Here is a 12,628-nt window from a genome sequence, read left to right on the forward strand (position 1 = left end):
GACGATTAGCCCGGTTGAAGGCTTGCGTGTACGAGGGCAGACCGGGGCGGTCTGCCCTCAGATCACTCCACCAGACCGAGGGATACGCCTGCTTGTAGATCAAGCGTGCCAGCAAGAGAGCAATGAGCATGGCGTCGGTGACTTTCTGATGACGACACTTTTTGTGATCGCTGAAGTGCGTTTTGGCCCAGCGGTGAAGGGTGCGAATGTTGCGCCGACGGCCTAAACTGTGGTGGAGACGATATCTAGCCATATCGTCTCAATTTTTATCGTCTGGGAGCGGGAAAATCTACTCTGACTCAAGCCCTAAACGGGGTATGTTATCGGAATACCTGAAGCTGAGCACGAAAAACGCGGCCCAGAGGTATCCAGAGAGTCCGGGGGCCGCGCTTTCGAGATTCAATCTGGGTTTACTCCGGGCCGCCCGTTCCCCGGCGGCCCCGGCGGCGACGGCGGCGCTTGGCGTCGTCACCCTGGGCGGCTGAGGCCTGTGCAGGAGCCGACTGTGCCTGAGCTTGCGGCTGCGCGGTCTGGCCCTGGGCGTTGCCTCCGCGCTGGCCCTGCGGGCGGCCATGCGGGCGTGAGACCGCTCCACGGTCGTTGCTGCCGCGCGCCGCCGCTCCCCGGTTGTTGCCGCCGCGCTCCTGCACGCCGCGCCCGCCCCGGCCCGAGTCGCGGCGGCCACCGCCGTCATTGCCGTCCTCGGGGGGCATGTTCTCCAGCGTCCAGTCGCCGAAATACATGCGCTGAACGGTGATGTTCACGGGGCGCAGGTGCTCGTTGCGGGGGCGCTCCAGCGTGACCACGCGCCGCGCGCCGCGCCGGGAACCGGATGCGCTGCTGCCTCCACCAGTGCTGCTGCTGCCATCCTCGCCGCCGCCATTGCCGTCCATGCGGACGCCGCCGAAGGTGCGGGGCTGACCGCCCGGCTGGCCCCGGCCCCCGCCCTGGCCGCCCCGTCCGCGTCCGCCCTGGCGGGGGGAGGCGTCGGCGGAGGACGAGGCGGCGGGCGCGGGGTCGTCGAGCGTGAACTTGCGCGGCTCGCTGACGGGAAGATTCTGTAACTTCTCGCGCTTTTCCTGCTCGCGGTCCTCGCGGCGGCGGGCGCGCACTTTGACGGGTGAATCCATATCGTTCTCCTCGTTGAAATTGCCGGGCCTGTAGTCCGGGTCGGTGGGGTCCGCCATCGTGAAATCGGTCTGACGGGCCAGCGGTTTGACGCTGCTGATGGTGACGTTCACGCTGTCGCCCAGGCGGTAGCTCTTGCCCCGGCTGCGGCCCCGCAACATCTGCGCGTCCTCCAGATACACGTAATAGTCGTCGTCCAGGTTGCTGATGTGGAGCTTGCCCTCCACGCCGTTGTCCAGGGCCACGTACAGGCCGCTGGCGACGACGCCGGACACGTTGCCGGGGAAGGACTCGCCCAGGTGCTCCTGCGCCCATTTGGCCTGATAGTACTTGGTCAGGTCACGCTCGGCCTCGGAGGCGGTGCGTTCGCGTTCGCTGGTGTGGTCGCCCATGCCCGGCAGGCGGCCCTGAAGCTGCGCCACCTCACGGTTGCCCGCCACCAGGGAACCGCTCAGGATGCCCTTGATCACGCGGTGGACCAGCAGATCGGGATAGCGGCGAATGGGGGACGTGAAGTGCAGGTACTCGTCAAAGGCCAGTCCGAAGTGGCCCAGGTTCTCGCCCGAGTACTTGGCCTGCTGCATGGAGCGCAGCAATAGCGTGTTCACGACGCTCTCGCGGTTGGTGCCGCGCACTTCCTTGAGCACGGCCTGGTACGCCTGCGGCGTCGGCTCGCCGCCGGGGAAGGCGAAGCCCAGCCGCCCGATGGCCGCCGTTACGTCCTGGAAGCGTTGCAGCGTGGGTTCCTCGTGAATGCGAAACAACGCTGGAATCTCGCGCTGGATGAGAAAGTGGGCCACCACCTTGTTGGCCAGCAGCATCAGATCCTCGATCATGCCGCGCGCCGTTTCTTCGCGGATCGGGATCAGTTCCATGCGCCCGTCCTTGCCCACGTCCACCTTGACCTCGCGCAGCTTGAAGTCCAGAGACCCCTCGCGCAAACGCTTCTGGCGCAGTTTGGAGGTGATCTTCAGGAGCAGGTGCAGGTCACCCTCCAGATTGCGGGCCGCCTCGGGCAGCGTCGCGGTGGCCTCGCTGTACGCCTGAACCTCGTCGTAGGTCAGGCGTGCCTTGGAGTTGATGACGCTGGGCGCAATCTTGACGTCCAGAATCTCGCCCTCGGCGGATAGCTCGATCAGGGCCGTCAGGGTCAGGCGGTCCTGGTCCGGCACCAGGCTGCACACGCCGTTGCTGAGGTGTTCGGGCAGCATGGGCAGCACGCGGCCCGGCAGATACACGCTGGTAGCGCGGGCGAAGGCTTCCTCGTCCAGCGGGGTGCCCTCCTGCACGTAATGGCTGACGTCGGCGATATGCACGCCCACCACGAAGTTGCCCTCGGGCGTGGGCTGAATGTGAATGGCGTCGTCGAAGTCCTTGGCGTCGCGCCCGTCCACCGTAAATATGTTGTACTCGCGCAGGTCCAGTCGGCCCTTGAGGGCAGCGGCGGGAATCTCGACCGGGATGGCCTCGGCCTGCTCGGTCACCGGCCCGGGGAAGTCGCCGCGTAATCCGAATTTAACGATCACCGCTTCCGTCTCGGTCTCGGGATCGTCCTCGGCCCCCAGCACGCGCGTGACCTGGCCGAACACCTCGTCCTCGCCGGTATTCTCGGGCCAGAACAGCTCGGTGACGACCCGTGCCCCCGCCTCTAATTCCTCGATGCCCTCGGGCAGCACGAGGATGCGGTGGCGTGCGCGGTGGTCATCGGGCTTGAGGATCGGGTGGCCGTGACTGTATTCCAGCGTGCCCACCAGTTGCTTGTAGGCGCGCTGCACGATGCGGACCACGCTGGCGCGCGGGCTGCCGTCGCCCTTCTGGCCGCGCCGGGGGCCGCCGCCGCGTCCACTGTCGCCCCGGCCTTCCATCCTGACCAGCACGATATCGCCGTTCCAGGCTTCCAGGGTCTGCTCGGCGGGCACGTAAAAGTCGTCGCCGCCGCTGTCGGGAATGACGAAGCCGAAGCCCGCCGCCGACGCCTGGAAGCGCCCGCGCACCAGGCTCATGGCTTCCGGCAGCCCGTAGGTCTTCTTGCGGGTGCGGATGACCTGGCCCTCGTCCGTCAGCGTGTCCAGCAGCTCTTCCAGCTCGCGCCAGCCGCCGATTCGGTTGATGGCCTGCCGGGTAAAGGTGCGCTCCAGATCGCGCACATGCACGGGCCGTCCCAGCTTGCGGAGCTGGGCGATGACCAGTTCGCGTTCGGGGCTGAGGGACTGGGCTTCTTCCTCTTCTTCAACGACTGCTTCCTGAGCAACGGACGCTTCGGGTAGAGCCTGCTCGACTGGAGCTGCCTCAGTCTGCGCGCGTCTGCCCCGACCCCCGCGTCCGCGTGGCCTGGGGTCCGGCTGCATCTCGGAGGCCTGCTGCACGGCCACCGTTGAATCCACCGCCGGGACGGCCTCGGAGGCAGACACGATCTGCACCGCTCGCGTCGCTTCCGGCTCGATCTCCACCGCTTCCACGCCGCTCAGCATTTCGGGCAGGGGCGAACCCGACAGCGCCTTTTTACGGCCCCGAGTCTTCTTGGGTACTTCCAGAATCAACGGCCCGTCGGTCTGAAGGGCCTGACCGCGGATTGTTCCGGACTGCGCTGCTTCCAGCAGGGCCGGTTCAGTCTGCTTGGGCTGGCGTCCCCGTCGGGCGGGCCTGAGGGTCGCCGACTCCTGGATGGTTTGCTCCGCCACGACTTCCATCACGGGCGTTTCCATCACGGGCGGCCCTGCGGGGGCATCCACAACAGGCTCAACCGGCGTGGCTCTGCGGCCCCGGCGTTTGGGCGTTTCGGCTGCTGCCAACTCGGCGGGCGCTTTCGCGGTGGCCTCAGCTTCGAAGGCTGGAGCCTTGCGCGTTCGCCTGGGCTTTTCAGCCGGTGCCTCGGCCCGAACGGGCGCTTTTCTGGCCGCTCCGGGCCGCGTCGCCTTCCCGGCCTTCGGTGCCGCCTCGGCTTGAGGTGGCTCGTTTAGGACCACTTCCGTACTGGCCGCCTCACCCGCCGCTTCAGGCTGAGCCTTGGGCTTGCGGGGCGCGGTTTTCTTTCTGGCTGGCGCTGGCTGGCCCGCGGTTGCGGCGGGCTGCTGTTGCGTGGTGCTGGTTGCGGCGTCTGCCGCTGGGGGCGCGATCTTTTTAGACCGCTGGCCTGTCTTCTTCACTGGCTTCTGGACTTCGGCGCTGGGCTGCTTGACCTGCGCCGCGTCCTGCTTTTTTACTTTAGGCATTCACGCACCTGGTTACTCAGGACGCGCCCGTGGGGGTGATGTCGTGGGCGCACACTGATCCGGCCTGACGTTGTGCTCTGGCGCTGGGATCGGCGCATGCGGCCCGCCCACGGGCAACTGGTTATCGCTTCCTCGGGTTTGCGCCTTCTTTTGCCACGGCCCTCTGCTCGGGGCCAGTCTGGCGGCGCTGTCCTGAAACCCGGCAGCCAGGGCAGCATAACACGGCGCACCTGACGCAACCCTCACGCAAGGCATCTTTTGCGCGCCTGGTATGGAGGGTCAGGAAGGCGGAACACAAAAGCGCCCCAACCTCGCCTGGAGATTGGGGACGCTTTACAGCTCGCTGCTTTACATGCGGCGGGCGTCCATCGTGTTCTCGTCCACGAACTCGCCGCCGTGGCGCTTGGCGGCCTCGGCCACCACGTCGTAAGGTACGGCGTCCTCAACGGCCACAGCGCGGCCGCCGGTATTCACGGTGTCGTGCATGCGGGTGTAGTAATCGTCATTGACGCCGTAGGAACCGTAATCGTCACCTGCCGTACGGCCATCGTGGTTCTCGTCCACCCCTGCCGCGCCGCCCGCTGCCCCAACTGCCGCGCCCACACCTGCGCCCAGCGCGGCCATGCCCAGTACCACTGGAATGGCCAGCCCGCCGGTGGCGACGGTGGCCCCGATGCCTGCCACGGTGCCTGCGGTGCCCAGCAGTCCAGCGCCCGCACCGACGACTGCCCCCACGCCTGTCCCCTTGACTGCGCCCGCGCCTGCGTCTTCGGCAGCGGCACCGGCCTCACCGTCACCAAGAGTGTTGTCGTAAGTGCGGACATCGCTGCCCGCTGCCGAGCTGTCCATTTCACCGTGGCGTCCGTAGGTCGAGGTGCCCATCGTCGGGGCTACCACACCTTTCTGTTGCAGCTCAGCAATGAAAGCGTCAGCCTGCGATGTCGTCGGGAAAAGAATGTGTTTCATGTCACCCAGTGTGGGGGTGCCCAGGCAGGCGAACATGAGACAATTTCAAACAGACATTTCGCTGATCCTGAGTTGACCTGTAGGCAGGTCTCATGTCCGTCAAGTCAGGCGATTCTGGTGGCGTCGTACACCTGGGTGGGGCGGGCAAACTCTTCCTGCGCGGCCACCAGCATGATCTCGCGGCTGCCCTGTTCGTGGGTGTGCTTCAGGAGGCCGTACAGCGCGCTCGTGGACAGGCTCAGGGCCGCCGCCACATCGCGCGTTTGCAGGTAGTGCCCGAAAAACAGCGCGGCGATGGCGTCCCCGGTGCCGTTGCGCGGCGGGTCCAGCGGCAGCAATGGCGTGCGGCACAGCCACGCCCCGTCGTCGGTGACTGCCAGCGTCTCAATCCCGTCCACCGGGCCGTCGGCGCGCACCAGACTGGTGACCACCACGATCCGTGGGCCGCCCGCGTGCAGCCGCTCGCGCAGGACGTGGGCCGCCTCCAGCGCGCCTTGCAGGTTCTGCACCGTGCGCCCGGTTAGCAGTTCCAGCTCGAACTGGTTGGGGGTCAGGATGTCGGCGGCTCCCAGCGCCTGCGCCGCGATCAGGTCCGGCAACTCCGGGCGCACGAACACGCCGCGCCCCACGTCGCCCATGACCGGGTCGCAGCAGTACAGCGCCGCTGGATTGGCCTTCCGCACGCGCCGCACTGCCTCCACCACCGCCGCCACCGTGCCGCCCGAACCCATGTAGCCGCTGAGTACGCCTGCGCACCCGCCCAGCACGCTGCGCGCCTCGATGCCGTCCACCAGGTCCGCGATCTGCTCGGGCGGAAAGACCGCCCCGGTCCACGCGCCGTAGCCGGTGTGGTTGGAGAACTGCACGGTGTTGATGGCCCAGACCTCGATGCCCAGGCGCTGGAGCGGAAATACGGCGGCGGCGTTGCCAACATGCCCAAAGCTGACCCACGACTGGATGCTCAGGACGTTCAGGGGCTGGCGCATGGGCGTGGGGGCCGGATCGGAAAGGGTCATAAGAATCAGAATAGGGCGTGGGGGAGGAGGAGAAAGCGGATGTTTCCACCGGGCAGGCGTGTAGGTCGGCTTTGCGGCGTTCGAGAGCCGCCGCCACGGTTGGACCCCTCAAAGTGCTTCGCGCTCAGCTCTCTTTGAAAAGAATCAAGTTTTCTTTTATTCAGCGTCCAGATCGAGGCTAAACGGCTTTTTCAACCCTGCTTCTGCCGTGGTGCGGGCGATGGCGGGGGCGTGATTCAGGGCAAGGATGGCGCGGTACGTTCGCACGGCCAGTTCACGGTCCCCCAGCGCGTCGCGCACCTGCCCCAGCCGGGCCAGCACCAGTCCGGCCAGACTGCGGGGCAGATCGTCCGTGAGGGCGTGGGCGGCGCGCTCCAGCAGCTCGCGGGCCGCCGCCAGATCGCCCACGGCCAGATAGATTCCGGCGGCGGCGGCGGACAGCTCGGCCCCCGGCGTCACACGGTCCCCAGTCTCGCGGTCCAGCGCGGCCAGCAAAGCGTTCAGATCATCGTCCTCGCGCAGTTGCCACGCGCGGTCTGCCAGGGCACGTAGGCGGCTGGTTTCGCCGGGGGCAAAGCCTGTCAGATCAGGCAGGCGGGCGTTTGGCAGCAACTCCAGCAGTCCCGGCAGATCGTCCAGCGGCGCGAGGACCACGCCGGATTGCCCGGCCAGTTTTGCGGCCAGTTCCGAGAGCCGCCGCTCCCGCCAGTGCGTCCCCGGTCCCTCGTCCAGCGCGGCGCGGGTGGCGGCGTGATAGGCACGGGCAGCGTTAAGCACATCACCCCCCACCACCTGGGCCGGGGTCATCGGCGTGGTGACCAGCGCGGCGAATCCGCGTTCGACCCCCGCCGCCTCTCTTAACCGTTCGCGGCCCTGCGGGTACTGGCTCAGAAAGCCCTGAAGCTGCCCGTGTTCGGCCTCGGCCCAGGCCCAGTCCGCCGTGAAGCCGTCGCGGATGCCGATCCGGGCGGCGGGCAGCGCGTCACACAGCGGGTGATCGGGGTCTGCGTCGCTGGCCCACAGCACCTCTGCCGCGCCCAGATGACGCAGGATTTCCACCACGGTCCCGGCGTTGTACTGCGGATGCAGCCGCAGTAGATCGCCCAGATCAGGCAGCAGCGTGAGGCTCATGCAACCACCCGTGCGCCGCGCCGCGCCAGCTCGGTCAGAAAGGCCTGGGGATCGGCAGGGGTCAGGAAATAATCGGCGTTGCCGGAATGCAGCAGCACGCCGCCCCGCGCCGCCGAGGCCGCAGCCCGCACCTGCCCGACTCCCCGTTCGTCATGCGCCAGCGTGAAATGCCCTGTTAGATAACCCGGTAGCCCAGTCCCGTAGGTGCGGACGCCCAGCACGCCGGAAGTCGGGCGGGCACTTAATCCGGGGTAGGGGATCCGGGTCTGGGCCAGCACCCGTTGAATCACCACGGCATCGGAGGTCAGGGCGTAGGCCAGGCGGCGCGGCGCGAGCCAGAACACGACGAAGACGACCAGCGCCAGTGCGATCATCGCGCCCTGCAAGAGTGGAGTATTCGCCTCGTCTGGAATGAGCGCCACGGCAAAGATGAGCGCAGGCACGCCCCAGGTCACGCTGCGGAACAGGAGCGAGGCGGAGGACGCCGTCAGGGGAATATTCAGCGCAGACGCCCCACTCATGCGCTGGCCCCGCTGCTCTTGCGCCCGCGCGCGGCGTTGCGGCCCAGCCGCACAATGTCGCTCACGCCGTCCACCCTGCCAATCGCGGCGCGCACATGTTCCAGGTCCGCGTTGCCGCGCACGCCCAGCCGCAGCAGGATGTGGGCCACGTCGTCCAGGTCCACGTTGGCCTCCACCTTGAGGGGACTGCGTTTCTCGGCGCTCAGCACACCCAGCACGTCGGCCAGCAGACCGTGGCGGTCCGGGGCCACCACGTCCAAGTCCACCAGCGTCAGCCCCGCCAGCCCCGCGTCCCAGCTCGCGGCCACGCAGCGTTCGGGTTCGTCCTTGAGCAGCCGGATCATGTTGGGGCAGTCGATGCGGTGGATGCTCACACCCCGGCCCCGCGTCAGGTAGCCCATGATCTGATCGCCCCGAATCGGGTTGCAGCAGTTGCTGAGCCTGGTGGTGGTGGTAAAGCCCTCCACGTACACGCCGCCAGTTTCGGGGGCGCGCGGCTTGGGGCCGCGTTTGGCGGGACCGCTGCCCTGCTCGCTGGCCAGGCTGGGCGACAGCACCCGGCCCACCGCAGAGGGCGTCAGTTTGCCCGCGCTGATCGCGAAATACAGGTCGTCGGGGTTGCGGGTGCTCAGCAGCTTCTGAGCGGCCTCCTCCAGCAGTTTGGTCCGCATCAACTGGCGCACCGGAAGCTGGCGTTTTCTCAGGTGGCGCTCCAGCATGTCGTGGCCGCGTTGCAGGGCGTCCTCGCGCTCCAGTTGCCGGAAATGGTGCCGGATCTTGGCGCGGGCGCTGCGGGTCACGGCGAAGTTCAGCCAGTCCTTGCTGGGGTGGCCGTTCTTGCTGGTCACGATCTCCACCATGTCGCCGTTGCCCAGTTTGTGCGCCAGCGGCACGATGCTGCCGTTGACCCGCGCGCCCACGGTGGTCTCGCCAATCCGGCTGTGGATGTGGTAGGCAAAGTCGATGGGCGTGCTGCCCGATGGCAGGCTGACCGCCAGTCCGCGCGGCGTGAAGACCCGCACCCGCTGGCCCAGGATGTCGGATTTCACGGCGTCCATGTAGTCGCTGGCGTCGTTGATCTCGTCTTGCAACTCGCGGAGCTGCGCGATCCAGTTCTCGCGGTCCTTCTGGGCCAGCATTGATCCCTGCTTGTACATCCAGTGGGCCGCCACGCCGAATTCAGCCACCTCGTGCATGCGGCGCGAGCGGATCTGCACTTCAATGGGCTGTCCGCTCTGGCTGATCACGGTGGTGTGCAGCGACTGGTAACCGTTGGGCTTGGGCACCGCGATGTAGTCCTTGAAGCGGCCCGGCAGCGGCGTCCACATGCTGTGCACAATCGACACGGTGTGGTAACAGATGCGTTTCTCGCGGGTGGCTTCCGCCTTCTCGCGCCGCTTGTCGTCGGTGCCGGGGGGCACCACCAGGTCACGCGGGGTCACGATCACGCGAATCGCCAGCAGATCGAAAATCTGTTCCAGGCCCTTGCCCTCGCGCTGCATCTTGGTGTGGACACTCCACAGGTGTTTGCTGCGCCCGGAAATGTCGATGTCGGCCACCCATTCGGGCAGTTCCAGGTCGTCGCCCAGCGCCTCGTCCAGTTGGGTGACCGCCTCGCCGATCAGCACGTCGCGTTCCTCCTGGCGGCTTTGCAGGCGGCTTTGCAGGTAGGCGTAGTCGTCGGGGTACAGGTAACGGAAGCTGAGGTCCTCCAGCTCCCATTTGATCTGCCCAATCCCGAGCCGGTGCGCCAGCGGGGCGAAGATGTCCATCGTCTCGCGCGCGATCCGCACCTGCTTGTCGGGGCGCATGCTGCTCAGGGTCCGCATGTTGTGCAGCCGGTCCGCCAGCTTGACCACGATGATGCGGATGTCGTCGGTCATGGCAATCAACATCTGACGCAGGTTCTCGGCCTGGAGGTCCCGTCCGGCGTCGCTGACCACGGCACTCTGCGATCCCTGCTTGCTCAGCTTGCTGACCTTGGTCTCGCCCTCCACGATGCGGGCCACGTCGCGCCCGAACAGCGTCTCAATCTGCCCGAAGGTCACGCCGTCCACGTCCTCCACAGTGTCGTGCAGCAGCCCGGCCACCAGGCTGTCGCTGTCCATGCCCAGCCGCGCCAGGATCACGGCCACCGCCACCGGATGCGTGATGTACGGCTCGCCGCTCTTGCGACTGACCCCGGCGTGGGCGTCGCGCGAGAAGACGTAGGCGCGCTCGATGCCGTCCACCTCCGCCGCCGGACGACCCATCACCAGCGCCCGGAGTTCCTCCATTCCATGTTCTTCCATTGCGTGTTCGGCGCGCTGCGGCACGCCGGGTATGGTAGCGTGCCGGACGCCCGGATCACGGGGGCGTGTGTAGCTTTTGGGAGACCGCAAAAAAACACCCACCGGAACAGGCGGGTGTGCAGGGTATGGTGTGGAGCCGTCAGCGGTCGCGCACGCGGACGGGAATGGGGACTGGCTGGGGTTGTGGCGCGCCCCCCAGGATTTCCCGGAGCCAGTCAATAAATTCTCTCAGGCCCTTCATGACCATAGTTTATCGAGTTTTGGCCGGGACAGATGGCGCTCAGCTTACGATGGGTTAACCGAAATGGGGTGGGTTAAACCAGTCTAAATTAGCAAGTGACACAATATCTGCCATGACCGTCCCAGCCCCCGCGCCCCGCCCCGTCATCCTGGACGGCGATCCCGGCCACGACGACGCTATCAGCTTTCTGCTGGCGCTGGCCAGTCCCGAATTCCGGGTGCTGGGCCTGACCACCGTGTTCGGCAACGTGGGCCTGGAACGCACCACCCGCAACGCCCTGATCGTGCGCGAACTGAGCGGCGTGGACGTGCCCCTGTACGCCGGGGCGGACTGCCCGCTGGTGGCGCGGCGCATCAGCGCTGAGGCGGTGCATGGCAAGAGCGGCATGGACGGCCCCGAGTTGCCCACGCCGACGCGCGGTGCAGAGGCCGGGCACGCCGCGCGCTTCATCACCCAGCAGGTGCGCGCCCGCCCCGGCGAGGTCACGCTGGTGGCCACCGGGCCGCTGACCAATCTGGCGCTGGCCTTTCGCTTCGCGCCGGACATCGTGCCCCTGGTCCGGGCGGTGGTCTGGATGGGCGGCAGCACCGACACCGGCAACTGGACCCCTGCCGCCGAATTCAACGCGCTGGCCGATCCGCACGCCGCGCACATTGTCTTTACCTCTGGCGTTCCGCTGACCATGTTCGGCCTAAATGTGACCCATCAGGCCATCGCGCACCCGGCCCGCGTGCAGGCATTCCGGGATCTGGGGACGCGGGTCGGCGAATTCGCAGCGGTGCTGCTGGAATTCTTCGCCGAACACCACCGCGAGCGCTACGGCTGGGACGGCGGCGCGCTGCATGACCCGGTGACCGTGGCGTGGCTGCTGCGCCCGGAATTGTTCGTGTCCCGCCCCATGCACGTCATCCTGGACCTGACGAACGGCCCATGCGCGGGCCGCACCGTGGCCGACGTGTGGAACGTGACCGGCCAGCCGAAGAACGTCGAGGTGGTCACCGGGGTGGACGCCGATGGCTTTTTTGCGCTGCTCGTAGAGCGGCTGGGACGCTATTCCTGAACGCGATGGACGGGCCATTCGGCACGGTTGTTCTGCTGGCTCGGGCGGGCCTCCCCATCAAGACTCGCTGCGGCGAGAGGGTGCAGGGCGGCAAAACGCGTTTTTGCTGTTCGGTACGGGGGCGAGCCTTGCCCGCGCGGTCCTCTCCCCGGCCCCCGCCTGCAAGGAAGGGGAAAAGCAATGCGTCCCAGACAATGAATCGCCTGGTGTCCAGCCAGCTTTGAGAGCATTTGTCCGAACTACAGCGTCGGTAGAGGAGACCCCGGTGCTTCCTTTCTCTCTTACGGAACTGCTCCCCTACGGAGCTGTGCCAGTCCCAAGGACTCGGCAAAATTCACTCACTGTCTTGGGCAGAACAGACTGTCGTCGTGAGACAGCACCCGTATGGCTCAGGAGTTGCACCTGCATAACGACGGCGAAGCGCTCTCAGCCGGGAGAATCTGGGAATGTCAAAGTCACAGATTCCGGGGGAGCGCGTCCGCATTCTGGCAGACGAGTTCCTGGCCGTGCCCACTACGTCGTACCAACAGCGCAGCCTGGGGGCTGCGCTCTTCATGTTTCTGGACACGGCGACCAAAACCGCGCTGCACCGTGCTGAATTGGTCAGCAAAAGTGCGCTCAGCCGCCTCCTGAACGAGTATTCCTGGGGTACGGAGGCGTGCTGGACACTGCTGGAGCAAGCCCAATGGGACTGCTTGCGGTTGGCAGCCAAGGGCAAACATCGCCCCCTCCTGCGGCTCAGTGTCGACCTGACCAGCGTGGAGAAGAAAGGCAGCACGCTGCCTTTCGTACGTGTCTACAACGAGGTCCACGGCATTCATCTGGTGGTTTTCTTCGCCCAGTACCAGGACGTGAAGTTCCCGGTGGCCTACCGGGTGTACAAGGGGGAAAGCACGCCCACACCCACAACATTGGCGCGCGAGATGCTTCGCACTGTTCCTCACTCCATCCGTTCCCGGTTTCGCATCCGGGTGCTGGCCGACAGCGGTTTTGAAGCGGCAGTGTTTCTGGACGAGGTGCGGCAGCTTGGCTTTGAGTTCGTGGTGGGTGTCCGTACCACTC

General features: G+C 66.6%; 8 protein-coding genes and 1 pseudogene. 2 read left to right on the plus strand and 7 right to left on the minus strand.

Annotated elements, in window-relative coordinates:
* The 7 genes and pseudogenes from Q322_RS22735 to Q322_RS0117945 form a co-directional block, all read right to left on the minus strand.
* Window positions 1–253: pseudogene (locus Q322_RS22735) on the minus strand (IS982 family transposase); the annotation flags it as partial.
* 157 nt (window positions 254–410) lie between these two features.
* A complete protein-coding gene (gene rnr / locus Q322_RS23950) occupies window positions 411–4,340 on the minus strand; it encodes a ribonuclease R (protein ID WP_084148076.1) in 3,930 nt (1,309 codons plus the stop codon).
* 348 nt (window positions 4,341–4,688) lie between these two features.
* Entirely contained in the window at window positions 4,689–5,306 is a 618-nt protein-coding gene (locus Q322_RS0117925) for a hypothetical protein (RefSeq protein WP_029479247.1), read from the minus strand.
* A gap of 104 nt (window positions 5,307–5,410) precedes the next feature.
* Window positions 5,411–6,322, minus strand: a complete 912-nt coding sequence (gene pdxY / locus Q322_RS0117930) for a pyridoxal kinase PdxY (RefSeq protein WP_029479248.1) — start codon at window positions 6,320–6,322, stop codon at window positions 5,411–5,413.
* A 156-nt stretch (window positions 6,323–6,478) separates the two neighbouring features.
* Entirely contained in the window at window positions 6,479–7,453 is a 975-nt protein-coding gene (locus Q322_RS0117935; protein WP_029479249.1) for a hypothetical protein, read from the minus strand.
* On the minus strand, window positions 7,450–7,974 hold the full coding sequence (locus Q322_RS0117940) for a PH domain-containing protein (RefSeq protein ID WP_029479250.1): 525 nt from the start codon (window positions 7,972–7,974) through the stop codon (window positions 7,450–7,452). The genes Q322_RS0117935 and Q322_RS0117940 overlap by 4 nt, the downstream gene beginning before the upstream one ends.
* Window positions 7,971–10,250, minus strand: a complete 2,280-nt coding sequence (locus Q322_RS0117945) for a RelA/SpoT family protein (RefSeq protein ID WP_034419017.1) — start codon at window positions 10,248–10,250, stop codon at window positions 7,971–7,973. The genes Q322_RS0117940 and Q322_RS0117945 overlap by 4 nt, the downstream gene beginning before the upstream one ends.
* A gap of 368 nt (window positions 10,251–10,618) precedes the next feature.
* Between Q322_RS0117945 and Q322_RS0117950 the strand changes: the two genes are divergently transcribed.
* A complete protein-coding gene (locus tag Q322_RS0117950; RefSeq protein WP_029479252.1) occupies window positions 10,619–11,566 on the plus strand; it encodes a nucleoside hydrolase in 948 nt (315 codons plus the stop codon).
* 446 nt (window positions 11,567–12,012) lie between these two features.
* Window positions 12,013–12,628 (plus strand): transposase (locus Q322_RS0117955; RefSeq protein WP_034419018.1); only part of this gene is annotated, 616 nt, incomplete at its 3' end.

The organism is Deinococcus frigens DSM 12807, assembly GCF_000701425.1.
GTDB classification, from domain to species: Bacteria; Deinococcota; Deinococci; order Deinococcales; family Deinococcaceae; genus Deinococcus; species Deinococcus frigens.